This is a genomic window from Litorivita pollutaquae, assembly GCF_003205515.1.
Taxonomy (GTDB): Bacteria; Pseudomonadota; Alphaproteobacteria; order Rhodobacterales; family Rhodobacteraceae; genus Litorivita; species Litorivita pollutaquae.
This window is the reverse complement of sequence record NZ_KZ826492.1, coordinates 17003-42690: the sequence shown is the minus strand read 5'-3', so window position 1 is coordinate 42690 and position 25688 is coordinate 17003. Positions and strand designations below refer to the sequence as shown.

Sequence of the window (25688 nt, the reverse complement as noted above, 5' to 3'; positions counted from 1 at the left end):
GTTTTCAAAACCATTTACCGCTCACGCTGCCCCTGCTATCAGGCTTTTGATATTAGACGAAGGAAGCCCCCATGTCCGCGCACGGCACCCCGATCCCGATGATTTCCGCCGCTTGCGGCCCGCTCAAAGGCGAGGCGCATGTGCCGGGGGATAAATCCATTTCGCACCGCTCTTTGATCCTTGGCGCGATGTGCGTGGGCGAAACGCGGATCAGCGGGTTGCTCGAAGGTGAGGATGTGCTCGACACTGCCAAGGCGATGCGCGCCTTTGGCGCCGAAGTCGAGGATCTGGGCGGCGGCAATTGGCGGGTTTACGGCGTTGGGGTTGGCGGTTTTGCCGAACCTGAAAACGTGATTGATTGCGGCAATTCCGGCACCGGCGTGCGGCTTATTATGGGGGCGATGGCGAGCTCTCCGATCACGGCGACATTTACCGGCGACGCCAGCTTGAATGGCCGCCCGATGGCGCGGGTGACCGATCCGCTGGCTTTGTTCGGGGCGCAATCGCATGGCCGCACGGGCGGGCGTTTGCCGATGACGATTGTCGGCGCGGCAGACCCGATGCCGGTGCGCTATGTGGTGCCCATGCCCTCGGCGCAGGTGAAATCGGCGGTATTGCTGGCGGGGCTGAATGCACCGGGGCAGACGGTCGTGATCGAAAAAGAAGCCACCCGCGATCATACCGAACGGATGCTGGCCGGATTTGGCGCAACCATCACCACCGAGGTGACGGACGAGGGGCGCGTGATCACCTTGACGGGGCGACCTGAACTCAACGCGCAAGAGATCATCGTGCCGCGTGATCCCAGCTCGGCGGCCTTTCCGGTTTGCGCGGCATTGATCGTGCCCGGATCGGATGTGTTGGTGCCCAATATCGGGTTGAACCCGACGCGGGCGGGATTGTTCACCACCTTGCAAGAGATGGGCGCGGACCTGACGTTCGAAAACCCGCGCGAAGAGGGCGGCGAGCCGGTTGCCGATTTGCGCGCGCGGTTCTCGCCTGACTTGCACGGCATCGAAGTGCCGCCAGAACGGGCCGCATCGATGATTGATGAATATCCGGTCCTGTCGGTGATTGCGGCCTTTGCCAAAGGCGACACGGTGATGCGCGGCGTCAAGGAGCTTCGCGTTAAGGAAAGCGACCGGATCGACGCCATGGCCACCGGGTTGCGCGCAGGCGGCATCACCGTCGAGGACGGCGCCGATTGGTGGATCGTCAGAGGCGCGGGCCACGGCAATGTCGCGGGCGGCATGGAGGCGGTCAGCCACCTCGATCACCGCATTGCCATGTCTTTCATGATTATGGGCATGGCGTCCAACGCGCCGGTGTCTGTCGATGATGGCGCGCCGATTGCCACGTCGTTTCCCGTGTTTGAACCTCTGATGGCGGCGCTTGGTGCGGAGATCCGTCGAAGCTGAGCGTCGATCCGACGCCGCCGCTGGCATGCCTTTGACCCCGGTCATTGTGCTTGATGCGGTGGAGATGCACAGGCGGATGCTTTGGGCAGGTAGTGTCGCTGTGGCGCGGATTGTTTTCAATATTGAACGCCACAGCAGAGCCGGGGCAAGCAAAAGCCAAGGCGGCTTGTGAGCCTTGTGCCCTCATTTTCGCCGTCACCTCACGTCTTGTTTCCGTCAGGGGTGACGGCGCGGCGGGCTTGGGGTACAACACGAATCCCCGACATCTACCAAAGGCAGAACGCGCGTGGCATTCACCATTGCAATCGACGGACCCGCAGCGGCGGGCAAAGGCACCATTTCCAAGGCAGTGGCGGCGCATTTCGGTTTTGCGCATTTGGACACCGGCCTTTTGTATCGGGCCACAGGGCGGCGGACGTTGGACGGCACGTCGCCATTGGAGGCGGCGCAAAACCTGCGCGCCGAGGATTTGCAGGCCGATGATCTGCGCACACCTGATGTGGCGCAAGCCGCCAGCCGTGTCGCCGCGATCCCCGAAGTGCGCGCCGCTTTGGTCGATTTTCAACGCGCCTTTGCCCGTCGTGCGGGGGGGGCGGTTCTGGATGGACGTGACATCGGCACGGTGATTTGCCCCGAGGCGGAGGCGAAATTATACGTGACGGCCAATGACGATATACGTGCCACACGGCGGTTCAAGGAATTGAGCGGGTCCGGCCATGATGTCACCTATGAAAGTGTGCTGGCCGACCTGCGCGAACGCGATGCCCGTGACAGTGCCCGCGCCGCCGCGCCGCTCAAACCCGCCGAGGATGCGGTGATTTTAGACACGTCGCAGATGGACATCGACGCGGCCGTGGCCCAAGCGATCGCCCATATCGACGCCAGACGGGGGTAGTGCAAAGCGAATAGAATAGGGATAGGTCATATCCCGTTTGACCATTCCCAGCGCTTAAGCCAACGATAGATCATGCTTCAAGTTCTCTACCGCAGCATCGCCTGCTTTCCCGAATTCGATGTGTCCGACCTTGCGATCGTGCGTGAGGCTCTTGCCTTTAATCCGGGGCAGGGGATCACAGGATATTTATGGCGCGCCGAGGACCAGTTCTTTCAGGCGCTCCATGGGCCAGAGCAGGCCCTGCGCGGGTTGTTGCCACGGATTGAAACCGACCGGCGCCACCATTCCTTTGAGGTGCTGATGGAGGCGACGACCGAGGCGGCGACGCCGTTTGACGGATGGTCGATGGGGTATGATGTTGTGGCGGTGCAAATGGCCGGTCTGGGCATTTTGGGCAATGGGGCGCGGCCTGATATTTCTGCGCCTTTGGCGGCGCAGCTATGGGCCGATATGGCGCAGGCCGCACGGGATGCGGCGCAGTTCGGGTCGTCCTTCCCCTATGCGCGCCAAGCTGGCGAAAGCGAGGCCACTTATATTTCGCGGCTGACCAGAGGCGCGTGAGCACGCGCCGCTGTCGGCGGCGCTGCGCCGGCCAATCACAGCCTGCGGGCCGGATCGGGGCATATTGCATGGCTCGAATGCGCAAAACCCTTGCATTCGTAGGCTAAAGCGCGTATTTGCCGCGACGTCGAGACGGTGAAAACACCGCAAAACATGAGAGATCGAGCAGGGTCGGACCTCCGGCCCTCTTTGTTTTGCGAATCGCCCATATGACCAAACCTCAAGACCGGCGGAGACAACCGCACGGCCAGAAACATATGTTAAAGGAACCTAGAGACCACATGGCTCAGAACGTATCTATGGAGGAATTCGAAGCCCTCCTGAATGAAAGCTTCGAAATGGACACACCCGAAGAGGGCAGTGTTGTCAAAGGCAAGGTGATCGCGATCGAAGCGGGCCAAGCCATCATCGACGTCGGCTACAAAATGGAAGGCCGTGTCGAGCTTAAAGAATTCGCAAATCCTGGTGAAGCACCCGAAATCGCCGTTGGCGACGAAGTGGAAGTTTTCCTGCGATCGGCTGAAAACGCCCGCGGCGAAGCGGTAATCTCGCGCGAGATGGCCCGCCGTGAAGAAGCATGGGATCGTCTCGAAAAAGCCTATGCAGCCGAAGAGCGCGTCGAAGGCGCCATCTTCAACCGCGTCAAAGGCGGCTTTACCGTTGACCTCGGCGGCGCCGTGGCCTTCTTGCCGGGCAGCCAAGTCGACGTGCGCCCCGTGCGCGACGCGGGCCCTCTCATGGGTCTTAAGCAGCCGTTCCAAATCCTCAAAATGGACCGCCGCCGTGGCAACATCGTTGTCTCGCGCCGTGCCATCCTTGAAGAGAGCCGTGCCGAGCAGCGCGCCGAAGTTATCGGCAACCTCACCGAAGGTCAGGCCGTTGAAGGCGTTGTCAAAAACATCACCGAGTATGGCGCATTTGTCGACCTCGGCGGCGTTGATGGTCTGCTCCACGTGACCGACATGGCATGGCGCCGTGTGAACCACCCTTCCGAGATCCTTGCGATCGGCGAGACGGTGAATGTTCAGGTCATCAAGATCAACAAAGACACGCACCGCATCTCTTTGGGCATGAAGCAATTGCAAGACGATCCTTGGGATCTGGTTGCTGGCAAATACCCGCTGGAATCGGTTCACACCGGCCGCGTGACCAACATCACCGACTACGGCGCCTTTGTGGAGCTGGAACCCGGTGTCGAAGGTCTCGTGCACGTTTCGGAAATGTCCTGGACCAAAAAGAACGTCCACCCGGGCAAAATCGTGTCCACCTCGCAAGAGGTTGAGGTCATGGTTCTGGAAATCGACGCGGCCAAACGCCGTGTGTCGCTGGGTCTCAAGCAGACCATGCGCAACCCGTGGGAAGTGTTTGCAGAAACCCACCCCGAGGGCACCGAAGTCGAAGGCGAAGTCAAGAACATCACCGAATTCGGTTTGTTCATCGGTCTTCCCGGCGAAATCGACGGCATGGTTCACCTCTCCGACATCTCGTGGGACGAGCGCGGCGAAGATGCGATCCAAAGCTACCGCAAAGGCGACGTGGTTCAGGCCGTTGTCTCCGAAGTGGACATCGACAAAGAACGCATCTCGCTCTCGATCAAAGCCTTGGGCGGTGACAAATTCTCCGAAGCCATCGGCGGCGTGAAGCGCGGCTCGATCGTGACGGTTGAAGTGACATCGATCGAAGATGGTGGCATCGAAGTGGAATATGAAGGCATGAAGTCCTTTATCCGCCGCTCCGACCTCAGCCGTGACCGTGCAGAGCAGCGCCCAGAGCGTTTCTCGGTCGGCAACAAAGTTGATGTGCGCGTCACCAACGTGGATGCAAAAACCCGCCGTCTCGGCCTCTCGATCAAGGCGCGTGAAATCGCCGAAGAGAAAGAAGCCGTCGAGCAGTATGGTTCCTCGGATTCGGGCGCATCGCTCGGTGATATCCTTGGCGCAGCGCTCAAGGGCGACGAATAAGCACATCACTGCTTAGCTGTATGATTTGGACGGCCCCGCGAGAGATCGCGGGGCCGTCTTGCATTGCGGTATCCGAATGGGACACAGTAGCACCACCGGCTTTCCTCAAGCGAATCAATGGGTTTCTATGCGGTGCGGGGCGTGGGACAGCGGAGGGCTGCAGGCGAATGAATACCGTATTTTCCGAAGTTGGCGGGGGAATTCGTTCAAACACGCCGAAATGTGACGCGAAATCGCAGCTGCCTCTTGCCGTTTGTGTTTCGCTCTGGGCAGATTGTTCCTATAGTTTAAGTTAAAACACTGCTGTGCCAATACTTTGAACCCGGGGGGGACACCGATGATCCGATCTGAACTTATTCAGAAAATTGCCGACGAAAACCCGCATCTCTACCAACGTGATGTCGAGGGGATCGTGAATACTATCTTCGAAGAAATCACCAATGCGATGTCGCGCGGCGACCGTGTGGAATTGCGCGGCTTTGGCGCATTTTCGGTGAAAAAGCGTGATGCCCGCGTAGGGCGTAATCCGCGCACCGGCGAATCCGTTCAGGTCGAAGAGAAACACGTTCCTTTCTTCAAAACGGGCAAGTTGCTGCGAGATCGACTGAACGGGAAATAATCCATGCGCTACATTCGCTATGCCTCCATCGCTATTTTTGCGCTGGCCCTCATTTCTATTGCTTTGGCCAATCGCCAAATGGTCACCGTCAAGGTGTTGCCCGAAGAGTTGGCGGTATTTTCTGCTATGAATCCTTCGGTTCAAATGCCGCTGTTTTTGGTGATCTTTGGCGGGATCATTGCGGGGCTGTTGGTCGGGTTCATCTGGGAATGGATGCGCGAGCATAAGCACCGGGCCGAGGCGCGCCGCAAGCATGGCGAGGTCAAGCAGCTTGAACGCGAATTGCGCCGCGTGAAGGGCCAGCGGGATGAGGGCAAGGACGAGGTGCTTGCCCTGCTTGATGAAGCCAGCTGAGCGGCGCGATGACTTCTGATGTGCGTGTGAAAATCTGCGGGTTGAAAACACCCGCCGATGTGCAGGCCGTTGCCGAGGCGGGCGCGGCCTATTGCGGTTTCGTGTTTTTTGAAAAATCCCCGCGCAATGTCGACATCGGGACCGCGCGGGAATTGGCGTTTTGCGCGCCTGTGGGGTTGGCCAAGGTGGCGTTGGTCGTGGATGCCGATGATGCCATGTTGGACAAGATCACCGGCGAGGTGCCTTTGGATATGTTGCAACTCCATGGATCGGAAAGCCCCGATCGGGTGGCGCAGGTCAAGCAACGCTATGGCTTGCCGGTGATGAAGGCCATCGGGGTCGCAGAGGCTGCCGATCTGCCGTTGATCGACCTTTATGCGCAGGTGGCGGATCAATTGCTGATCGATGCCAAGCCGCCGAAAGGCGCGGTATTGCCGGGTGGCAACGGGCTTCGGTTCGATTGGCAGCTGGTGCAACGCAAATACTGGACGCGGCCATGGATGTTGGCGGGCGGTTTGCATGCAGGCAATGTGGCTGAAGCGATTGCCCGCACGGGCACGCGGCAGGTGGATGTCTCGTCGGGCGTGGAAAGCGCGCCGGGGGTGAAAGACGCGGACAAAATTCGCGCCTTTGTCGCGGCAGTCCATGGCGCCGGGGGCCAGCGTGCCGTGCCAAAGTTGACCTAAGCGCTCTGTGGTGGCGATGGATGCCTCCGGCGGGGATATTTTCGGAAAATAGAAAGGCGGGCGCGGCGATTTTGGCCGCATCGCTTTACCGTACTGGGCGCATGCGCTACATCGGCGTGCAACGCGCAAGGGAGCAGCCAGATGAACGACCTTTTCAACAGCTTCAAAAACGGTCCTGATGAGCAGGGGCGGTTTGGTATTTTTGGCGGGCGTTTTGTGTCCGAGACCTTGATGCCGGTGATCCTCAGCCTTGAGGAAGAATACGAGAAGGCCAAGACCGACGCCTCGTTCTGGGCCGAGATGGATGATCTGTGGACGCATTATGTCGGGCGTCCGAGCCCGCTGTATTATGCCAGCCGGATGACCGAAGAGTTGGGCGGGGCGAAAATCTATCTCAAGCGCGACGAATTGAACCACACCGGCGCGCATAAAATCAATAATGTGCTCGGGCAGATCATCTTGGCCCGCCGCATGGGTAAAACCCGCATCATTGCGGAAACCGGCGCGGGGCAGCACGGCGTTGCGACGGCGACGGTCTGTGCGAAATTCGGCCTGCAATGTGTGGTGTATATGGGCGCCACAGATGTTGAACGGCAGGCGCCGAATGTGTTTCGCATGCGCCTTCTAGGGGCCGAAGTGGTGCCGGTGACATCGGGCCGCGGCACGTTGAAAGACGCGATGAATGATGCGATGCGCGATTGGGTCACCAACGTCGAAAACACGTTCTATTGCATTGGCACAGTGGCCGGGCCGCATCCTTATCCCGAAATGGTCCGAGATTTTCAGGCGATTATCGGCAAAGAGGTGCGCTGGCAATTGCCCGAGCAAGAAGGCGAGGGGCGGTTGCCCGACAGCCTCGTGGCGGCGATTGGCGGCGGATCGAACGCGATGGGGTTGTTCTATCCATTCCTGGATGACGAAAGCGTGCGGATCATCGGGGTCGAGGCCGGCGGTAAGGGCGTTGACGAGAAGATGGAGCATTGCGCGTCTTTGACTGGCGGCCGGCCGGGCGTTTTGCACGGCAACCGGACCTATCTATTGCAAGATGACGACGGACAAATTCTGGAAGGCCATTCGATTTCGGCAGGTCTGGATTATCCGGGCATCGGGCCAGAGCACAGTTGGCTGCATGAGACAGGGCGGGCGGAATACGTGTCGATCACCGACAAAGAGGCTTTGGAGGCGTTCCAGTTTTCTTGCCGCACCGAGGGGATCATTCCGGCGCTCGAGCCCAGCCATGCTTTGGCGCATGTGATGAAAATCGCGCCGACCCTGCCAAAGGACCATATTTTGGTGATGAATATGTGCGGGCGAGGCGACAAGGATATTTTCACCGTGGCCAAGCACTTGGGCGTGGAGATTAACACCGGCGGGTGATTTTGACGCCGTGGAAAAATTTGAACCGCGCGCGAGGAAGCTTGCGCGCGGTTTTTTATTCACTGCGAAATTTATTGGCCAATTGCTGCAGCTTGCAGGCGATGCCGCTGGGCGCTTCGGGGGCGGTGGCCGGTTTTTCCTCTGGTGGGGTGGTGGCCGCAGGTTTGGCTTTGCCGGTGACGGGTTTGATGTCGACCGTTGGCTTTTTTACGCGTTTGGGACCGGGGCGGTCGCCGCGCGGGCCTTTGGATTTGGATGCGGGTTTCTGTGTGCCGGTCCCCGAGCGGGGCGGGTTGACCCGTAGGGCGACCGCGTTGGAAAATTTGGCTGCGTCGCCTTCGGCTAAGGCCGCTGCGCCGTCTGCGATGCCGCGCAGCAGATCGTCAAGCCACGCCTCGTCCGCCTTGGCGAAATCCGACAGGACATAACCCGCCACGCGATCCTTGTGGCCTGGATGCCCGATGCCCATGCGCACGCGCCCGTAGGCCTCTCCGATATGGCTATGGATCGAGCGCAGCCCGTTGTGACCGGCGTGGCCGCCGCCAATCTTATGTTTCAAACGGGCCGGAGCGAGATCCAATTCATCGTGGAACACCGTCACATCGGCCGGGTCGAGTTTATAGAACCGCATCGCCTCCCCGACGGATTGACCAGACAGGTTCATGAAGGTTTCGGGTTTAAGCAAAATCACTTTTTCGCGGCCCAGCATACCTTCGGTCACCTGACCTTGAAATTTGCTGCGCCATGGGGCGAATCCGTGATCGCGGGCAATCTCGTCCATGGCCATGAAGCCGATGTTATGGCGGTTCTTGGCGTATTTGTTGCCCGGATTTCCGAGGCCGACGAAAAGCTGCATGGCCGGTTCCTTTGGCTGGTGGAGGCTTTGGCCTCTGATACGCGCTGTGCTTGGCCAAATCAACGGGCTGCGCGGGGGGCTCGGATACATGGCGCCGGAAACCTGCAGGGGCTTTCTCATCCAAAGACGGTCTTATGGTTTTTTGCGGCCATGTGCCCCGATGATCCGGCGCGTGCCACTCTGCGCGGCCGGGTCGATCCAATATGATCGGCCCAGTATGATCGAAGCGGGCAGAGCGCCATGCGCCGGCGGGACGCAGTACAAAAAAGGACCACGCCACAAAAAAAACGCGGGGGCTGTTAGGCTCCCGCGTTCTGGTCTTGTCGCATTCGGGGGAAGATTACTCTTCGCCGCCCTCTTCGCCTTCTGCGGCGTCATCATCTTCTTCGTTCTCGGACGAGCGCAGGCCCGATGGAGCGGAGATATTGGCGATCACGAAATCGCGGTCGATGGTTGCGCGCGCGCCTTCGGGCAGATTGATGCTCGAGATGGTCAGCGTGTCGCCCACTTCGAGCGCCGAGATATCGGCCACGATGCTTTCGGGGATGTCGCCGGCGGTGACTTCGAGTTCCACTTCGGGGCGCACAACGGTCAGAACGCCGCCCTTGCGGATACCGGGGCAGGCTTCTTCGCCTTCGAACTCGACGTGGATGAAGAGTTTCACTTTCGACGTGCGGCGCAGGCGCATCAGGTCGAGGTGTGTCGGAAGGTCTTTGACCACGTCACGTTGCACGTTGCGGCAGATCACGCGCACGTCCTCTTGGCCTTCGACCTTCAGGTTGAAGAGCGTCGACAGGAAGCGGCCCTGCTTCAGGCGTTTGAACAGGACGTTGAACGGGATGTTGATCGCGATGGGGTCTTCGCCGCCACCGTATACAACACCAGGAACCAAGCCATCGCGACGCGCTTGACGAGCGGCGCCCTTGCCAGTCCCCGTACGCAGTTCGGCAGTAAGATCAGGAATCGATCCAGCCATAATAATTCTCCAATAAGTAAGGGCGGGAATCCTCCAAGGCTGTATTCCCGCGTGAAGTCGCGCGTATAGACCGGAATATCTGATTTTGGAAGGGGGTATTTACAGGTTCTATTGAGGAAAGTCGCGCCAGATTGACCGTCGCGCGAGACGGTGTTGCGTGATCCGGCAGGTGATGCCGCGCCTCTGGAGGGCGTGGCCTGCGCCGTTGGTCAAGGCAGCGTCTGGTCCTCGGTGTCAGCCGCAGACGTTTCGCCGCCTTTTCGGGCGCGGCGCGGCCGTTGTTTTTTGGCTTGGCGCGCGCTCTTACTGCCAGCGGCCTGCGAAATCTTCGGGCACCAATAGAACATCCCGCGTCAATCCCGCGATGTTGCGTTGTCCGCACAGCGCCATGGAAATATCAAATTCCTTTTGCAAAACCTCTAGCGCGGCGGTGACACCGGCTTCGCCCATCGCACCAAGCCCGTAGATATACGAGCGGCCAATATAGGTGCCGGTGGCGCCCATGGCGACGGCTTTCAATATGTCCTGACCCGAGCGAATGCCGCTGTCGAGGTGGACTTCAATCTCGCCGCCAACCGCGTCCAAAATCGGCTCGAGCATACGGATCGACGACATGGCTCCGTCCAATTGCCGCCCGCCGTGGTTCGAGACAACGATGGCATCGGCCCCGACCTTAAGCGCCATTTTCGCATCTTCGGCGTCCAAGATGCCTTTGAGGATCACCTTGCCGCCCCACATGTCCTTGATTTCGGCAATCTTTGCCCAATCGAGTTTCGGATCGAATTGTTCAGCGGTCCAGGCAAACAGCGACGACGGGTCGGTGATTCCATCTACATGGCCGACGATATTGCCAAACCCGCGCCGTTTGGTTTGTAGCATCTGCATGCCCCAACGCCATTTCCATGCCAGATTGGCAATGGTTTTTGGCGTCATTTTGGGCGGCGCGGACAGGCCATTTTTCAAATCCTTATGACGTTGCCCGAGGATTTGCAGGTCCAGCGTGATCACCAGCGCCGAGCATTTCGCCGCCTTGGCGCGGTCAATCAACCGGCGCAGATATGCTTGATCCCGCATGGCATAGAGTTGAAACCAAAAGGGTTTCTCGGTGTTCTCGGCCACATCTTCGATGGAGCAAATCGACATCGTCGACAATGTAAACGGCACGCCGAATTTCTCGGCGGCTTTGGCGGCTTTGATTTCGCCGTCCGCATGTTGCATGCCGGTAAGGCCCACGGGGGCCAAAGCGACAGGCAGGGCGACGTCTTGGCCAATCATCTGGCTCTTGGTCGACCGCCCCTCCATATCCACAGCAACCCGTTGGCGCAGGCGGATTTTTTCGAAGTCAGAGGTGTTCTCGCGAAAGGTCTGTTCGGTCCAGCTGCCGCTTTCGGCATAATCATAGAACATCCGTGGCACACGCCGTTCCGCAAGGCGTTTCAGATCTTCGATACAGGTGATGACGGGCATGGCGCGCTCCTCTGGCGGCGTTTGGTCAATAATTTTTACCAATCATGCCGGCGTGGATCAAGGATAGATGTGATGTGGCGGCGCGGGCCTTGCATAAGCAACGACGATGGCTGTGGCCCTGGTCAGCCTACTTTTGGGAAGGCCCTGCCCGCTGTTTTCAGAACGTGATTAGAAGAGCTGAGCCTATCTCAGTGCTTGTTTTCTGCAGGTATATGTTTATATCTACATCCAAAGGTTCCCCTCCGATGATAAGAACCCAAGGGGTTCTCCGAGTTCGGTAGTCGGAGGGGTCATCTACTCAATAGTAGTGACGGGTGCCCGTACTAAAAATATCAAACTCACTTCGTATCTGCGATGCAACTTTCGCGTGGGAAACGACATCACCGTGTTCCCATTTCCTCAATATTGCCCAGTTAAAATAGTCGGCGATTTGCAGACCATAGTGGGCGCGCGACGAGTGATGCATAATCCTGTATGGAGTGCTTGATGGGAGCATGTCGGAAAGCACAGTTTTTACTGCTTTCTTGATAGCTTTGCGCTTCTTAGAAACGGGTAAGTTATCAGTAATAACCATGACCTCACCAACACCGTGCGGCGCTCGCCCAACCGCGTGTCGGATAAGATATCCTAACATCTTTGGATAGAACTTTTCCGGAGGCCGTAAGGCCGGCCCTGTCTTACTTTTCTCAACGATCACTGAGTCTACAGCTTGGTCAGGCACCGAAGCGGCGAGCATAGAAAAGACCTTATCTCGGACATACCGGTTGTCATCAGCACAATGAAAATACTCCATCGCAATGCGCGGTTTTATGCGATGCTCAATCAGGTTGTACTTATAGGTATCCAAGTCAGTATGAAGCTTGAACGGTCGATACAAGCTGACACAGGATAAGGTGAAATACTTCGAGCCTCCCGAAGAGAAGTCAAAGTTTCCCCCTTCATCAAGGAAAATATAGAGGGTGGGCTGGGGGGACTGTTCTGTCATTTACGGATTGAAATACTTTAAGCTGTTTGTCACTCACCGTTTCTAAGGAAGTACCTCCCCAAAGGTAAGAGAATATCTTCCCGAAATGCGTTATTTTCCTTGAAAATACCTGCGGCGAAATCTGCCACGGCGGCATTCCCGCGCGGCGGTTTGGGCCGCGCGAAGGGCAGGGAAGCGGCTGCCGCAAATCTGCGATCGGCGCGGGCGTTTTGACGGTGATCAGGGGTGGCCGATCAGGCGCGGTGCGCCGCATCGGCCAGAGTTTTGACAAAGGCCGCGACTTCGGCAGTGGATTTGCCTTTGGCAATCTCTGACACGATGGCCGATCCGACCACGGCACCATCGGCCACCGCCGCAATCGCTTCGGCGCGTTCGGGGGTTTTGATGCCAAACCCAACGATAACCGGCAGATCGGTCTTGGCTTTGATCCGCGCCACTTCGGGGGCCACATCATCGGCATTGGCCTCGGCGCTGCCGGTGATGCCGTTGATCGACACATAATAGACGAACCCCGAGGTGTTGGTCAAAACCGTGGGCAGGCGTTTGTCATCGGTGGTCGGCGTGGCCAGACGAATGAAGTTCAATCCTGCGGCCTGCGCCGGCAGGCAGAGTTCCGCGTCTTCTTCGGGGGGCAGATCGACAACGATCAATCCATCGATCCCCGCCTCGCGGGCATCGACAAGGAATTTATCGACGCCGCGATTGTAGATCGGGTTGTAATAGCCCATCAAAACGATCGGCGTGGTGTCGTCGTCCTCACGAAAGGCGCGGGCCAGATCAAGCGTGCGCTGCAAGCTCATCCCGCCATCCAACGCCCTTTGCCCGGCCAATTGGATCGCTTCGCCGTCCGCCATCGGATCGGTAAAGGGCAGGCCCAATTCGATGATATCAACGCCTGCAGCAGGCAAGGCTTTGACCAGATCGAGCGAGGCCTCATATGTGGGGTCACCGGCCATCACATAGGTCACAAAGGCTTTTTTGCCTGCGGCCTGCAGTTCGGCGAATTTGGCGTCGATACGGGTCATGGGCCTGTCCTTCCAAAGCTTCGGTTCGCGGTTTGCGCCATGGCGCGGGAAAAATCAATGGTTCAAAGCGCCGTGGCCTCCATATTCGCGGGCGCGCAGCCCTGTGCAGCCTTGCGCAACCGCCTCTGCGCCAATAGAAGCAGCGCGATGTATGCGACATGGGTCTGCGGCGTGCGCGATGCCGCCTCGTCAGGCCCGCCAGCCAAGGAGACGGGTCATGGGGTTTAAAATGGGGATTGTGGGATTGCCGAATGTGGGCAAATCCACGCTGTTTAATGCGTTGACCAAAACCGCTGCGGCTCAGGCGGCGAATTTCCCGTTTTGCACGATTGAGCCCAATGTGGGCGAGGTCGGCGTGCCCGACGCGCGGCTTGATGAGCTTGCCAAGATTGCCGGATCGAAAGAAATCATCCCGACGCGCATGACCTTTGTGGATATCGCCGGTTTGGTTAAGGGCGCGTCCAAAGGCGAAGGGCTTGGCAACCAGTTTTTGGCCAACATCCGCGAAACCGATGCGATTGCCCATGTGCTGCGTTGTTTCGAGGATGACGATGTGACCCACGTCGATGGCCGCGTGGATCCGGTGGCGGATGCCGAAACCATCGAGACGGAATTGATGTTGGCTGATCTGGAAAGCATCGAGAAACGCCGCGCCGGTTTGGTACGCAAGCTCAAAGGCAATGACAAAGAGGCCGCACAGCAGGACCGTTTGCTCGCCGCCGCGCAGGCCGCGATCGAAGAGGGCCGCCCCGCGCGGGTGGTTGAGGTGGATCCCGAAGACGCCAAGGCTTGGCGGATGCTGCAACTCTTGAGCACCAAGCCGGTGCTTTATGTTTGTAATGTCTCCGAGGAAGAAGCCGCCAATGGCAATGCCTATAGCGCCGCCGTCGGGGACATGGCCGCCAAGCAAGGCAACAGCCATGTGATTATTTCGGCCCGCATCGAAGAAGAGATCAGCCAGCTTGAACCCGATGAAGCCGAGATGTTTCTTGGCGAAATGGGGCTGGAAGAGCCGGGGTTGGATCGGTTGATCCGCGCGGGATACGAACTGCTGCATCTTGAAACCTATTTTACTGTCGGCCCGAAAGAAGCCCGCGCATGGACCATCCGTCATGGCACATCCGCGCCGCAAGCGGCGGGGGTGATCCATGGTGATTTCGAGAAAGGATTTATCCGCGCCGAAACCATTGCCTATGATGATTTCATCGCCAATGGCGGTGAGGCAGGGGCCAAGGAAGCGGGCAAAATGCGCGCTGAGGGTAAGGCCTATGTGGTCAAGGACGGCGACGTGCTGCACTTCCTGTTTAACACGTGATCCCGGTGGATTTGCTGTAAAAGCCGGCATGTGTTACTTTGTGAGGCGCTCGCACCTGCGGTGCGGGCGTTTTTTATGTAAGGATCATTTTTAATGAACTATATTGTCGCGCTCTTTTCGGCGCTCACGTGTTTGGTCGGGACATCTGTGCTGGCCGGGTCGGTCAACGGGGGCGCAGCTTTTAGCAGCGGTTTCGCCGTTGACAGCGCCGAGATGTCCGGCACGCCCGCCTTTTCGTTCGATGTGGATCAGGTTGTGAAAAGCGATGCGCCCTCGGTGTTCACTGATCTGGGCAGCGGCGCGGGGGTCATGGACGGCTTCGCTTCGGGCGGAATGCTCGGCGATCCTGCGACAGACCTTGAAGCCGAGCAAATCACGCCCATGCCCGCATACAGTTCGGATTTTTAGGCGCTGTGCCCGCGCGGCTTCGTTGCGTGCAATTTTCCCATCACATAGTGCGTGTGATTTTTAGTAGTGTCTCGGCTCGAAACAGACTTCTTTTTGTGAGGTCCGCGTTTTGAACCCCTGAGCGCCCCCCAATTCGGACCCGATGTCATCTGCGATTTGTCGTCTGCTGATCTTCACTATGATGAAGATTAGATATGCCGATACAGGAGCAGCACCACCCGAAGTTTGGGGCCAAGGTCGTGTTAGAAGCATTGCAGGGCGAGAAAAAGGTGAGCGATTTGGCCAGTCGATTCAGGGTTCACCCCCCGATGATCCATCAATGGAAGCGGGCCTTGCATGAGCGATGCCAACCGTAGACGCGTTTGCGAATCTCCGGCACGAATTTCTGCGCCCAACGGCAGACTGTGGCGCGTCAATTATGTGTAACGTTCTGCGATTAAAGCCCGGGCGTGACGGTGCGAAAGCGGATATCTGTAATGCCAACGCACAGCCAATAACATCACATCTTGAGGGAAATGGTGATGTTTGAAAGGGTTATGCCGTGCCAGCGGAAATTCTTACGCTAAGTTCAGGCACAATCGAGTTTCGCCGGCATTCTTGAAATAGAGCTCGCGCGACAGGCCCACTGCGCCTCAAGCAGCCAACGCCTTTGAACAAAGGAACTCCCGTTTGAGCGGTTTGCGCTCAAAAAAACGGGGTTGTGAGCGGTATGCGCTCGGAAACCTATTTCCAAAAAGTTGAATGAATTTTCCCGGCATGTCGAGATGGGTGAACGCGATCAGACGATCGTGTGGGGAGGATTTCGTTCAGGAAAACGGCACTTCGAGTGCCCGGATCACACGTGGTCGGCTGTGCGGATTTTGATCCTTCACAAGGTCAAAACTTGGAGGATACCAATGAACAATTCCGTTCGTAAAAAGGCGCCGTTTGGTGCGGCACTCGACAACACCACGTCATTATTCGCCGCTGCCGCGATTGGTCTAATGACCACTTTCGCAGCACCGTCCGAAGCTCAGGCTCAGGATAGTTCCGTCAAAGTCGGTTTTGTGACTTTCCTGTCGGGGAGTGCGGCGGGGCCGTTCGGGGTTCCGGCGCGCAACGCGGCTGAACTGATGATCGAAGCCATCAACGCCGGGGCAGTGCCGGGGCCATACAACACAGCCGGGATCGGTGGGTCGATGATTGATCCGATCTTCGTGGATGAGAACTCGAAACAGAAGAATGCTGATTACCTCAAACTGGTCGAAAAAGACGGCGTTGAAATGATCATCGGCTATGTCTCCTCCGGTAGCTGCAAGGCGATCGCGCCGGAAGCAGAGAAGGCAGAGCGGCTGACCATTCTGTTTGATTGCGGCACACCGCAGATCTTCGAAGAAATCGTGACCGACCCGAAATACACCTTCCGCACCGGCGGGCACGCGACAATGGATAGCGTTGCTGCAGCCCGTTATCTCGTTGCAACCGGCGCACCGGCCGGCACCATTGCGGGCATCAACCAGAACTATGCTTTCGGTCAGGACAACTGGCGTGACTTTTCCGGGACCATGGCGCAATTGAGCAGCGACACAGAAATCGCAACAGAGCAATTCCCGAAGATTCACTCCGGTCAGTACGGCTCCGAGATTTCAGCTTTGCTGACATCAACGCCGGATGTTGTGCACTCCAGCTTTTGGGGTGGCGATCTAGAGGCCTTTATCATTCAAGGCTCCGCACGCGGCATCTTTGAGCGCTCCAAGGTCATCTTGAGCGCCGGGGAGACGGCCATGCACCGGTTGGGCGCCCAAATGCCCGACGGCACCATCATCGGCGCGCGCGGCCCCCACGGTGACCTTGCACCGGACTCCGAGCTGAACTCATGGTTCCGCAAGGCATACTTTGATCGCTTTGGCACGTTGCCGACCTATCCGTCCTACAAGATGGCTCAAGCGCTTCTCGGCGTGAAAGCGGCGGCAGACAAGGCCGGAAGTTCGGATCAGGATGCAATCATCGGCGCTCTTACAGGGCTTGAATGGGAAGGGCCAAGCGGCACCGTTTCCATGGCCTTGGCTAACGGGCATCAGGCGATCCAGGGCACGGCCTACGGCACATACAAATATGACAAAGATACAAGTTCAGCAACGCTGGTGGACATCATCCACTTCCCTGCCGAATGTGTGAACCCTCCGGCCGGGGCGAACTCCATTGACTGGATCAATGGCGGCTTCGAAGGCGCAAAGTGCGACTAGCACAGTGACCATCCTTTCGGGGCGGCTACGCTTTACTGGTCGCCCTGAAAGCCAACTTACCAAACCATTCGGACACAAAAACCAGACGGTTCGGGCTTTCTTTCGGAGCCGAGCAGGCATGCCGAACTGAGTCGCTAGCAATAATTGGAGTAACGTATGCTTACCGCAGTCGCGATAGCAGTGGATGGCCTTGGGTTTGCTGCATGGCTTTTCTTGTCGTCGGTGGGGCTAACGCTGATCTACGGCGTGATGCGCATCCTCAACATGGCCCATGGCGGGTTTTATGCCCTTGGAGCCTATTCATCAGCCTGGGCCATCGGGCTTTACACCGCAACTGGCAGTACAGTTGCTTTCACCTTCTTGCTCATCCCCCTTGCCGCACTTATCGCGGGCGTGATCGCGGGGTTGGTCGTTGAACGCGGCATTCTGAGGTTCATGTACGGGCGGGATGAAGTGCTGATGGTGTTGGTCACCTATGCGATTTTCCTGATCCTAGAAGATGCCACCAAACTGATCTGGGGCACAGATTCTTACGTTGCATGGCAACCTGCGTTCTACTTCGGAACGGTTGAGGTCTTCGGAATTCCCTACACCGTTTACAAATTCCTGATTATCGGCACCGCCATCGCCGTCGGTTTGGCGCTCTTTTACGCCTTGAACCGAACCCGGATCGGCAAGCTGCTTCTTGTGGTCATCGAAGACCGTGAGATCAGCGGCGCCCTTGGCATCAACGTGACCCTTTTCTTCACCGCCACATTCGTTCTGGGCGCGGTTCTAGGTGCCCTGGGGGGCGCAATCACCGCACCGGAAATCTCGGTGTCGCCGGGTATTGGCGCAGAGATTATCGTTCTTTCATTTGCTGTCATCGTGATCGGCGGCATGGGGTCCATCGGCGGAGCGATGCTGGGCGCCCTCATCGTGGGCTTTGCACGCGCGGCCTCCGTCCACCTTTACCCCCCTGCGGAGCTGTTCTCAATTTACCTCGTCATGGCCGCAGTTCTTGCTGTGAAACCCTATGGCCTCTTCGCTTTGGCAGAAAGCAGGAAGATATGATCAAGAATCTCGACCGCACCGAAATCGGGCTTCTCATCGCCCTTCCTATTCTCATCATCATCGCCTTCATTCTTCCCAAGTGGCTGGTGAATTATGTCCACGTTTCCATGGGCACGGGGCTTGTCGCCCTTGGTGTAATGATCCAGATGCGCGCCGGATTGGTGTCCTTTGGACAGGGGCTTTACTTTTGCGTCGGCGGCTATGCCGCTGGCATGATGGCCAAGTTCTATGGCATCACAGACTTCTTCGTTTTGCTTGCTGTTGGCATCCTGGCCGCTCTGGTTCTTTCGGCTCTGCTCGGGTTCCTGTTGCGCCGCTACCGGGAAATCTTTTTCGCGATGCTCTCGCTGGCCCTGTCGATGATCCTTTTCGGGATGCTGTCGAGCGTTGAAGAGCTTGGCTCAACCGACGGCTTCAACCTGCCGACAGCTTCTTATCTTGGCTGGAGCCCAACCGGCGAGACTGCGCAGCTGACGCTCTACACACTGACCTGCATCATTGCTATTGGTTGCGCCATCGCCCTCAACCGGTTCCTCAAAAGCCCGATTGGCTATATCAACGAAGCCATCCGCGAAAATGAGTTGCGGGTTGAGTATCTGGGAACCTCGGCTCACAAGGCCGTTCATATCACCTATGTGCTCGCGGCCGTTGTTTCGGCCATTGGTGGTGTGCTTTGGGCGCTGCCCCTCGGACACGTTGATCCTGAAATGACGAATTGGACGACCTCAGGCCAATTTGTGTTTGTCTCAATTCTTTCGGGAACCGGAAATATTATTGCTCCGATGATCGGCACTTTCCTGCTGGAGATTGTCCGGGTCTACGCTGTCGAGATCTCTCCCAATACCTGGCAGATGATCCTGGGCACCGTGATGCTGCTGACAATCATCTTTCTTCCCAAGGGTCTGTGGTCACTGATCACCCGAAAGAAGAAAGCAACACGAGATGACGGTGCTTCAGCACCGATCGCAGGTGAATAGTATGACGACAATTCTTGAAACCAAAAACCTAGAGATGAAGTTTGGGGCCGTTTACGCGGCGAAGGACATTAATATCTCGATCCAAGCTGGCGAAGTTCTGGGGGTCATTGGCTCTAACGGAGCCGGTAAAACAACTTTCGTCAATATGGTGACCGGATATCTCAAGCCCACGTCCGGCGATATCATCTATCGTGGAAAGAGCATCGCGGGCCGCCCAACACGAGAGGTCACCAAGCTCGGTATTTGTCGATCGTTTCAGATCCCGCAGCTCTTTCCCGAGTTGCCCGTCATCGAAAACATGCTGATCGCTCTGACGATCGCGAAACAGGACAGACCTGTTCTTTTCCAACCCGCGATCGACGGCGCGCTGGAAGATGAAGCGCATGCGTTGCTCGCAAGGTTCAACATTGACGGTTATGCCGATCAGGAAATCCAAACCCTTCCCCAAGGGGTTCGCAAATTGGTTGATATTGCCATGGCAACCGTCACCGAGCCCGATCTGCTGTTTCTTGATGAGCCAACCAGTGGTGTCAGCGCAGATGAAAAGATGGATTTCATGCGGGTCCTTATTGATGCGCTACAAACCACCAGGACAGCCGTGCTTTTTATCGAACATGACATGGAAATCGTCGAAGCGTTCTCACCGCGCTGCGTCGCCTTTTACGAGGGGACCATCCTTGCAGACGGACCAACGGCCGAGGTTCTTGAAAACGCGAAAGTCCGGGAATTCGTCATCGGCAGCGAATACCACCGGAGTTCTTCTGACAGCACTCAACAAGCCGGAGCGACCTAATGCTTGTAATTGACAATATCAGCCTGTCCATTCAACGCGTTCCCATCCTCAGAGATGTGAGCCTGGAAATCGAAACAGGAACCACCTGCGGTCTTGTCGGCCGCAACGGTGCAGGAAAAACCACACTCATGCGATCCATCATGGGGATTCTACCTGTTGAGAAAGGGAGAATTCAGTTCAACCACATGGACCTGCATACAGCCAAAGCCCATGAAAGAGCGGCCCTCGGAATTGGATATCTTCCTGAAGATCGCCGGCTGGTCCCGCATTTCACGGTTGAAGAGAATATTCTGGTATCGCTTTGGGCGACCAACACTTCTGATCGCTCCCGCCTGAAATGGGTTTATGAATTGATGCCCGAGATCGGGAGATTTGCGGATCGCAAGGCCATGACACTCAGCGGCGGGCAACAAAAGCTGGTTGCCTTGGCGCGCGCGCTGGTCACGGGTTCGGAATTGCTGCTCTTGGATGAACCTTTTGAAGGTGTCGCGCCCGCTTTGGCGGCCCGCCTCATGGAAGTGATCGGCAACCTCAAGTCCGAGAAGTTGACCGTTCTCGTCTCTGAATCTGACTACACCCACTCAGAAAAAGTCGTCGACAAGGTTTACTCAATCGAACGTGGGCAAATCACTATAGCAAATAAAGACGCAGCCTAATCGCTGGCGTCTTGGGAGGCTCAGATGTACGCACAAGGAAATGGGGATCGGGTGGCGCAAAAATCATTGATCATGACCCTTTCCTTCGCCGCTCCATGAAACCGAAAAGCACGAACCGGGCCGTTCAGCCTGCGGCATGGTCCGCTGTTTTAGCGGGGGTTTTTCTGGCTGTTGGTGCGGGCGACTTCCTTGGCGATGCAGCCTTCAGGCCCCCAACGGTGGGCTATGACGCCTGGCATGTCGGCCTTCCATCGATATGGGCCTGGACAATTACTTTTTGGGCCCTTGGCGTATTACTGATCTGGTTCTTATCGTATGAGATGGAACCGGCAACAGCTTCGGGGGTAGAGATCACGCCACTCGAACCTGCGCCCTCTGTCGCATTTCGAGGCACCAAAATTCAAGAACAAGAGATGCTCAGGCTTGGCTGGCCGATCTCGGAAATCGCGGCACGCACGAAAATAGCAACATGGATATTCGGAGAAGACCGAAAAGGAGCCACCCAATGACCCCATTTACCTTCAATACTGCCGCCAGTGTGAGATTCGGTGCCGGCATGATTTCGCAGCTTGGCGAAATGGTCAAAACGAGCATTGGGTCACGCGTTTTGCTGGTTACAGACCCCGGCATGATGTCCACGGGCATCGTGGATAAAGCCCTCGCCGCCTTGAAGGCATCCGGCGTTGAGGTGAGCTTGTTTCACGATGTGCAGGCAGATCCGCCCGAAGACGTTGTAATGCGCTGTGCCGAAGCGGCCATCGCGCATGGGTCTGAGGGGGTTATTGGCCTTGGCGGGGGGTCATCGCTGGATGTGGCAAAACTCGCGGCGCTGTTGGCGCCCGGCAATGAAACGCTCAGCAGCGCTTATGGTGTCGGCAACGCAAAGGGGCCACGCCTGCCGCTTATCCTCATTCCAACAACCTCGGGCACCGGATCGGAGGTTACGCCGATTTCGATCGTCACCACCGGAACCAACGAAAAAATGGGGGTCGTGTCGCCGATCCTCATCCCTGATATCGCTTTGCTTGATCCCGAGCTGACACTTGGGTTGCCGCCGCACATCACGGCCGCCACGGGCATTGACGCCATGGTCCACGCAATCGAATCCTACGCATCGGCCAGCGAAAACAACAATCCGATATCACGCATGCTCGCGGAAAAAGCGCTTGAGCTGATGGGCGCGTCCTTGTTGACGGCTGTCCGGGATGGCTCTGACCTTGAGACGCGCTCGGCAATGCTGCTGGGATCAATGCTTGCCGGACAGGCCTTTGCCAACTCTCCGGTCGCAGCAGTTCATGCCCTCGCCTATCCGCTGGGCGGCCATTTCCACATTCCGCACGGATTATCAAACGCGCTGGTCCTGCCGCATGTGCTCCGGTTCAACTCTGAGACCCATCCGGAACCCTATGCGGAAATCGCACCTTTCGCATTTCCGAAACTGGCCGAGGTGGGAGAACAAGGCCGGGCGCTTGCGTTCTGTGATGAGCTTCAAAAGCTCTCTGAAGCCTGTGGTTTGCAACAGTCTTTGCGTGAGATGAACATCGCCGAAGATGTCCTTCCCAAGCTCGCTGATGATGCGATGAACCAGACCCGGTTGCTGGTAAACAACCCCCGAGAAGTCACCCGCGCAGATGCCTTGGCGATCTATCAAGCCGCTTATTAGGGGAAATTGGATTGCAAATTGCCGGAGAATCGAACACCAAACTATGATCCGAAGCTTTGGGGGCACATCCGTTTCGTAGCGTCCGGTAAAACCTATGGGGTGTTTCTCATGGGCACATCCAGACAAATTCGCAACAGCGACGAGATCGGCGCAAGGGTCCGCAACGCCCACGTGGGCCTGAGCAACGACGAACCCGAGGATCGGATGCGCTCCCTCGGGCTGCTCGAAAATATGGCCCTCGGCTGCGATGCTGTTGGATGCCATTCAAAACCCACGCTTTGCGCGGGGCCTTTTTTAATCGCAGCGGAGCCAAGTCGCCCTAGGTGAAAACCTTAAAGACAAGCAAGGAAAAGCCCGGCGTTTGGCGGGGACACAGGAAAGTAGGATACGGAAAAATGACTGAATCTCTTCCAACACTCGAACAACGGTTGATCAACAAGAGCCTTCTGTTGAATGACGCCTTTATCGCCGGCGAATGGCGGAACAGATCGTCGAGCGGCGATACCTTTGAGGTGCGAAATCCATCGACGGGCGACGTGATCACCGTGTTGCCGGACATGGGGGTTGACGAGACGCGCGCGGCGATCGACGCTGCCTATATCGCTCAAAAGGAATGGGCCAAAAAGACCGGGAAAGACCGTTCGGGCATTTTGCGAAACTGGTATGATCTCTTGGTTGCCAATGCCGATGATCTTGGCGCGATCCTCTGTGCCGAGATGGGCAAACCCCTTGCCGAGGCCAAAGGAGAAATCCTCTATGGGGCGAGCTTCATCGAATGGTTCGCGGAAGAAGCCAAGCGCGTCTACGGCGACATTATTCCAGGTCACCAACCGGACAAAAGGATCATGGTGCTCAAGCAACCTGTTGGTGTTGTTGCATCGATCACGCCCTGGAATTTTCCGAATGCGATGATTGCCAGAAAGGTGGCGCCTGCTCTTGCGGTCGGCTGCGCCTTTGTTGCAAAACCGGCGGCCGAAACGCCGCTTTCGGCGCTGGCCATGGCCTATCTCGCCGAGCAGGCAGGACTTCCCAAGGGCCTCCTGTCGGTCGTCACCTCCAAACGGTCTTCGATCATCGGAAAAGAGTTCTGCGACAACGAAAAGGTCCGCAAACTCACGTTCACCGGCTCAACCGAAGTGGGCCGCATCTTGATGAAGCAATCGGCAGATCAGGTGATGAAAACCTCGATGGAACTGGGGGGCAACGCCCCATTTATCGTCTTCGATGATGCTGATCTCGATGCGGCCGTTGAAGGCGCAATGATCTCCAAGTACCGCAACAACGGCCAAACCTGCGTTTGTGCGAACCGCATCTACGTTCAATCCGGTGTCTATGACGCTTTTGCCGAAAAACTGACGGCAGCTGTTGAGGCTATGAAAGTCGGAGATGGTTTCTCGGATGGCGTTGTGGCCGGCCCGCTCATCAGTGCTGACGCCGTTGCGAAAGTCAAAGAGCACATCAAGGATGCGACCTCCAAGGGGGCTTCGATTGTGACGGGCGGCAAGGCGCACGACCTCGGCGGCACCTTTTTTGAGCCAACAATTCTCAAAGACGTGACCCGCGACATGCTCATTGCGTCCGACGAGACCTTCGGACCTGTCGCGCCGCTCTTCCGGTTCGAAACGGTTGAGGACGTCATCGCGCAGGCCAACGACACGATCTTTGGTCTGGCCTCCTATTTTTATGCCAAGGATCTTTCCAAAGTCTGGGAAGTCGCGGAAGCGCTTGAATACGGAATGGTGGGTGTCAACACCGGCCTGATCTCGACAGAGGTCGCCCCCTTTGGCGGGATAAAGCAATCAGGCCAAGGCCGTGAAGGGTCGAAATATGGTTGTGATGACTACCTTGAGATCAAGTACATCTGCATCGGGGGCGTTGCATAGGGCAAGTTTTGTTTTGACCTCACTTTGATCCGTTAGGTGGGTTTTCGGCTTCCACCGTTTCGCCAGCTTGAGCACGTCGAAGCGAAGTTTGCCTGTTGGTGGCGTGCTTGGGCCAAACGCGCCGCCAAGCCATTGAATTGGGAGCAAAAAACTGGGCAGTCAACCAAGGTCAGGACGTATCTGCCCGGAAATCATCTGTCCGTTTCAGTCCCATAGCTCGTCTCCTTTGTTGCAATAAGGGCTATCAAAGGAGCGGCATCAAACCGCGACAGGTCCACTGTTCCATCCAGACTAGTCGGGGTTGCTGTCAAGCGTCGGCCAGGTTTGCGGAGGATAGTAGATCGACCATTCGCCTATCAGGACAGATGCTGGCTTGTAGGTTTTGTTGAATATTGTTTTCCCAATTGCCTGCACTTGCAGAAGTTGATGTGACGTTGGATCCATGACCGAACTAAAGCCGTCCGGGTCTTCCGGTAGCGATAGTGATAGATTTTCAAGTGCGGTGCGGATTGCCTCTTTGTCGGACATGCCGCTGGCCTCTTTCACGGCCTCCGCAATGGCCAAAATCCCCGCGTAAGCCCCCTGCGCGGCGTAGCTCGGATAGCGGCCAGCAATCTCGTAGAACTCATCAACAAACGTCCTGTTGGCGTCCGTCGGAGGCCAATTGACGTGATGCCGGGCCGACAGCACCAGACCAAGGGGCATGTCATTGCCCAGTTCCGCCAGGATCTCGAAATTGCCGCCAGCATCAAAGTTCATGAACTGCGTGCTTTCAAAAAGGGTGCTCAGGCGCGCTTGTTTTACAAAGGTGAGCAAATCCAACCCCCAGTGACCGTTCACTACGATATCTGCGGGGGAATCTAAAAGCTGTTGAATGTAGATTGAATAGTCGGTTTCAAACAAGCGAGGCCAATACTCGCCGGCGATCTCGAACTTGACGCCTTCTTGCCGCAGGAATTCTCTGAGATCATCCCAGGCTTGATATCCGTACTCATAGTCGGGCCCGATGAATGCAATCGATAGGGGTTTATCGGGGTTTTGATAGCTTTCGCGGATGTACTTGGCACCCGCAAGCATCGACTGCCGGGTCCCATTGCTCATGCGAAAGTAATAGGGATTCAATGCTTCGGTTGTCAGGGTAGGGGATGCGTGGTCGGTCCCGATAAAGAAGGTCTCATGCCTTGCGGCCTCTGCAGACACCGCGCGCGCGACGCTTGAACTCACAACGCCACATAGGAAATCAACTTTTTCCTCTTCAATAAGACGACGCGCAATCTGTTCAGACCGCAAGGACTTTGATCGCGTGTCCTCGATTATGACTTCCAACTCCGGATAGCCTGCTGGTTTCTGAGATCTTATATGAACCAGCGCCATTTGGATCGCGACAGAGCTGTCACGCCCAAAAAGACCTGCGGGCCCGGTTAAAGGATAGAGACATCCGACCTTGACCGGTTGCCCTTGCGCGACAGATTGCGATGCAATGGAAAGCGCCGCGCAACCTGCAAGGCAGAGACCTTGAATGCGTTTCATCCAAG

24 protein-coding genes are annotated in these 25688 nt (G+C 57.1%); 18 read left to right on the top strand and 6 right to left on the bottom strand.

What is annotated here, in order from left to right:
• Nucleotides 1-71: 71 nt before the first annotated feature.
• From aroA to trpB, 8 genes are all read left to right on the top strand, one after another.
• The gene (gene aroA / locus DI396_RS15175; protein ID WP_110797144.1) at nt 72-1418 is read left to right on the top strand and encodes a 3-phosphoshikimate 1-carboxyvinyltransferase; all 1347 of its coding nucleotides are present in this window, start codon (nt 72-74) and stop codon (nt 1416-1418) included.
• Between the two features lie 286 nt (nt 1419-1704).
• Nucleotides 1705-2313 carry a (d)CMP kinase gene (locus DI396_RS15170; RefSeq protein ID WP_110797142.1) on the top strand — a complete coding sequence of 203 codons (609 nt, stop codon included), beginning with the start codon at nt 1705-1707 and terminating at the stop codon, nt 2311-2313.
• A gap of 72 nt (nt 2314-2385) precedes the next feature.
• A complete protein-coding gene (locus DI396_RS15165; protein WP_110797141.1) occupies nt 2386-2874 on the top strand; it encodes a BLUF domain-containing protein in 489 nt (162 codons plus the stop codon).
• 281 nt (nt 2875-3155) lie between these two features.
• Nucleotides 3156-4835 carry a 30S ribosomal protein S1 gene (gene rpsA, locus DI396_RS15160; protein WP_110797139.1) on the top strand — a complete coding sequence of 560 codons (1680 nt, stop codon included), beginning with the start codon at nt 3156-3158 and terminating at the stop codon, nt 4833-4835.
• A gap of 337 nt (nt 4836-5172) precedes the next feature.
• Nucleotides 5173-5454: an integration host factor subunit beta gene (ihfB, locus tag DI396_RS15155; protein WP_110797138.1), complete on the top strand. Its 282-nt coding sequence runs from the start codon at nt 5173-5175 to the stop codon at nt 5452-5454.
• Between the two features lie 3 nt (nt 5455-5457).
• Nucleotides 5458-5808: a lipopolysaccharide assembly protein LapA domain-containing protein gene (locus DI396_RS15150; RefSeq protein ID WP_110797137.1), complete on the top strand. Its 351-nt coding sequence runs from the start codon at nt 5458-5460 to the stop codon at nt 5806-5808.
• An 8-nt stretch (nt 5809-5816) separates the two neighbouring features.
• Nucleotides 5817-6494, top strand: coding sequence for a phosphoribosylanthranilate isomerase (locus tag DI396_RS15145; RefSeq protein ID WP_110797135.1), 678 nt, complete (start codon nt 5817-5819; stop codon nt 6492-6494).
• Nucleotides 6495-6635: 141 nt separating this feature from the next.
• Nucleotides 6636-7871: a tryptophan synthase subunit beta gene (gene trpB, locus DI396_RS15140; protein WP_110797133.1), complete on the top strand. Its 1236-nt coding sequence runs from the start codon at nt 6636-6638 to the stop codon at nt 7869-7871.
• A gap of 55 nt (nt 7872-7926) precedes the next feature.
• Here trpB and pth read toward each other — a convergent pair whose 3' ends face one another.
• From pth to trpA, 5 genes are all read right to left on the bottom strand, one after another.
• Entirely contained in the window at nt 7927-8727 is an 801-nt protein-coding gene (gene pth / locus DI396_RS15135) for an aminoacyl-tRNA hydrolase (protein ID WP_110797132.1), read from the bottom strand.
• Between the two features lie 340 nt (nt 8728-9067).
• Nucleotides 9068-9703: a 50S ribosomal protein L25/general stress protein Ctc gene (locus DI396_RS15130; protein WP_110797131.1), complete on the bottom strand. Its 636-nt coding sequence runs from the start codon at nt 9701-9703 to the stop codon at nt 9068-9070.
• A gap of 303 nt (nt 9704-10006) precedes the next feature.
• Complete coding sequence (locus DI396_RS15125; RefSeq protein ID WP_110797129.1) at nt 10007-11170, bottom strand: alpha-hydroxy acid oxidase; 1164 nt, start codon at nt 11168-11170, stop codon at nt 10007-10009.
• 298 nt (nt 11171-11468) lie between these two features.
• The gene (locus tag DI396_RS15120; RefSeq protein ID WP_110797128.1) at nt 11469-12155 is read right to left on the bottom strand and encodes a DUF3800 domain-containing protein; all 687 of its coding nucleotides are present in this window, start codon (nt 12153-12155) and stop codon (nt 11469-11471) included.
• A gap of 233 nt (nt 12156-12388) precedes the next feature.
• Entirely contained in the window at nt 12389-13180 is a 792-nt protein-coding gene (gene trpA, locus DI396_RS15115; RefSeq protein ID WP_110797126.1) for a tryptophan synthase subunit alpha, read from the bottom strand.
• A 217-nt stretch (nt 13181-13397) separates the two neighbouring features.
• Here trpA and ychF point away from each other — a divergent pair, with 217 nt between their 5' ends.
• From ychF to DI396_RS15065, 10 genes are all read left to right on the top strand, one after another.
• On the top strand, nt 13398-14495 hold the full coding sequence (gene ychF, locus DI396_RS15110) for a redox-regulated ATPase YchF (RefSeq protein WP_110797124.1): 1098 nt from the start codon (nt 13398-13400) through the stop codon (nt 14493-14495).
• 93 nt (nt 14496-14588) lie between these two features.
• A complete protein-coding gene (locus DI396_RS15105; RefSeq protein WP_110797123.1) occupies nt 14589-14903 on the top strand; it encodes a hypothetical protein in 315 nt (104 codons plus the stop codon).
• Between the two features lie 896 nt (nt 14904-15799).
• Nucleotides 15800-17128, top strand: coding sequence for an ABC transporter substrate-binding protein (locus DI396_RS15100; RefSeq protein ID WP_162617246.1), 1329 nt, complete (start codon nt 15800-15802; stop codon nt 17126-17128).
• A 156-nt stretch (nt 17129-17284) separates the two neighbouring features.
• Nucleotides 17285-18181: a branched-chain amino acid ABC transporter permease gene (locus DI396_RS15095; RefSeq protein WP_110797119.1), complete on the top strand. Its 897-nt coding sequence runs from the start codon at nt 17285-17287 to the stop codon at nt 18179-18181.
• Nucleotides 18178-19158 carry a branched-chain amino acid ABC transporter permease gene (locus DI396_RS15090; protein WP_110797117.1) on the top strand — a complete coding sequence of 327 codons (981 nt, stop codon included), beginning with the start codon at nt 18178-18180 and terminating at the stop codon, nt 19156-19158. Before DI396_RS15095 ends, DI396_RS15090 begins: the two co-directional genes overlap by 4 nt.
• A 1-nt stretch (nt 19159) precedes the next feature.
• The gene (locus DI396_RS15085) at nt 19160-19951 is read left to right on the top strand and encodes an ABC transporter ATP-binding protein (RefSeq protein ID WP_110797116.1); all 792 of its coding nucleotides are present in this window, start codon (nt 19160-19162) and stop codon (nt 19949-19951) included.
• Nucleotides 19951-20607 carry an ABC transporter ATP-binding protein gene (locus DI396_RS15080; protein ID WP_110797114.1) on the top strand — a complete coding sequence of 219 codons (657 nt, stop codon included), beginning with the start codon at nt 19951-19953 and terminating at the stop codon, nt 20605-20607. Before DI396_RS15085 ends, DI396_RS15080 begins: the two co-directional genes overlap by 1 nt.
• A gap of 95 nt (nt 20608-20702) precedes the next feature.
• Nucleotides 20703-21116, top strand: coding sequence for a hypothetical protein (locus DI396_RS15075; RefSeq protein WP_110797113.1), 414 nt, complete (start codon nt 20703-20705; stop codon nt 21114-21116).
• Nucleotides 21113-22270 (top strand): iron-containing alcohol dehydrogenase, encoded by a 1158-nt coding sequence (locus DI396_RS15070; protein WP_110797110.1) that lies wholly within the window; start codon nt 21113-21115, stop codon nt 22268-22270. The genes DI396_RS15075 and DI396_RS15070 overlap by 4 nt, the downstream gene beginning before the upstream one ends.
• Nucleotides 22271-22665: 395 nt before the next feature.
• Entirely contained in the window at nt 22666-24153 is a 1488-nt protein-coding gene (locus tag DI396_RS15065) for an NAD-dependent succinate-semialdehyde dehydrogenase (protein ID WP_110797109.1), read from the top strand.
• A gap of 291 nt (nt 24154-24444) precedes the next feature.
• Here the strand turns inward: DI396_RS15065 and DI396_RS15060 are convergent, their stop codons facing one another.
• Complete coding sequence (locus DI396_RS15060) at nt 24445-25683, bottom strand: ABC transporter substrate-binding protein (RefSeq protein ID WP_162617245.1); 1239 nt, start codon at nt 25681-25683, stop codon at nt 24445-24447.
• Nucleotides 25684-25688: the final 5 nt, after the last annotated feature.

Bases quoted from the DNA above. Each gene is read 5' to 3' on its own strand.
- aroA (WP_110797144.1), top strand. From the start codon at position 72: ATGTCCGCGCACGGCACCCCGATCCCGATGATTTCCGCCGCTTGCGGC.
- DI396_RS15165 (WP_110797141.1), top strand. From the start codon at position 2,386: ATGCTTCAAGTTCTCTACCGCAGCATCGCCTGCTTTCCCGAATTCGAT.
- rpsA (WP_110797139.1), top strand. From the start codon at position 3,156: ATGGCTCAGAACGTATCTATGGAGGAATTCGAAGCCCTCCTGAATGAA.
- ihfB (WP_110797138.1), top strand. From the start codon at position 5,173: ATGATCCGATCTGAACTTATTCAGAAAATTGCCGACGAAAACCCGCAT.
- DI396_RS15150 (WP_110797137.1), top strand. From the start codon at position 5,458: ATGCGCTACATTCGCTATGCCTCCATCGCTATTTTTGCGCTGGCCCTC.
- DI396_RS15145 (WP_110797135.1), top strand. From the start codon at position 5,817: ATGACTTCTGATGTGCGTGTGAAAATCTGCGGGTTGAAAACACCCGCC.
- trpB (WP_110797133.1), top strand. From the start codon at position 6,636: ATGAACGACCTTTTCAACAGCTTCAAAAACGGTCCTGATGAGCAGGGG.
- pth (WP_110797132.1), bottom strand. From the start codon at position 8,727: ATGCAGCTTTTCGTCGGCCTCGGAAATCCGGGCAACAAATACGCCAAG.
- DI396_RS15130 (WP_110797131.1), bottom strand. From the start codon at position 9,703: ATGGCTGGATCGATTCCTGATCTTACTGCCGAACTGCGTACGGGGACT.
- DI396_RS15125 (WP_110797129.1), bottom strand. From the start codon at position 11,170: ATGCCCGTCATCACCTGTATCGAAGATCTGAAACGCCTTGCGGAACGG.
- DI396_RS15120 (WP_110797128.1), bottom strand. From the start codon at position 12,155: ATGACAGAACAGTCCCCCCAGCCCACCCTCTATATTTTCCTTGATGAA.
- trpA (WP_110797126.1), bottom strand. From the start codon at position 13,180: ATGACCCGTATCGACGCCAAATTCGCCGAACTGCAGGCCGCAGGCAAA.
- ychF (WP_110797124.1), top strand. From the start codon at position 13,398: ATGGGGTTTAAAATGGGGATTGTGGGATTGCCGAATGTGGGCAAATCC.
- DI396_RS15105 (WP_110797123.1), top strand. From the start codon at position 14,589: ATGAACTATATTGTCGCGCTCTTTTCGGCGCTCACGTGTTTGGTCGGG.
- DI396_RS15100 (WP_162617246.1), top strand. From the start codon at position 15,800: ATGAACAATTCCGTTCGTAAAAAGGCGCCGTTTGGTGCGGCACTCGAC.
- DI396_RS15095 (WP_110797119.1), top strand. From the start codon at position 17,285: ATGCTTACCGCAGTCGCGATAGCAGTGGATGGCCTTGGGTTTGCTGCA.
- DI396_RS15090 (WP_110797117.1), top strand. From the start codon at position 18,178: ATGATCAAGAATCTCGACCGCACCGAAATCGGGCTTCTCATCGCCCTT.
- DI396_RS15085 (WP_110797116.1), top strand. From the start codon at position 19,160: ATGACGACAATTCTTGAAACCAAAAACCTAGAGATGAAGTTTGGGGCC.
- DI396_RS15080 (WP_110797114.1), top strand. From the start codon at position 19,951: ATGCTTGTAATTGACAATATCAGCCTGTCCATTCAACGCGTTCCCATC.
- DI396_RS15075 (WP_110797113.1), top strand. From the start codon at position 20,703: ATGAAACCGAAAAGCACGAACCGGGCCGTTCAGCCTGCGGCATGGTCC.
- DI396_RS15070 (WP_110797110.1), top strand. From the start codon at position 21,113: ATGACCCCATTTACCTTCAATACTGCCGCCAGTGTGAGATTCGGTGCC.
- DI396_RS15065 (WP_110797109.1), top strand. From the start codon at position 22,666: ATGACTGAATCTCTTCCAACACTCGAACAACGGTTGATCAACAAGAGC.
- DI396_RS15060 (WP_162617245.1), bottom strand. From the start codon at position 25,683: ATGAAACGCATTCAAGGTCTCTGCCTTGCAGGTTGCGCGGCGCTTTCC.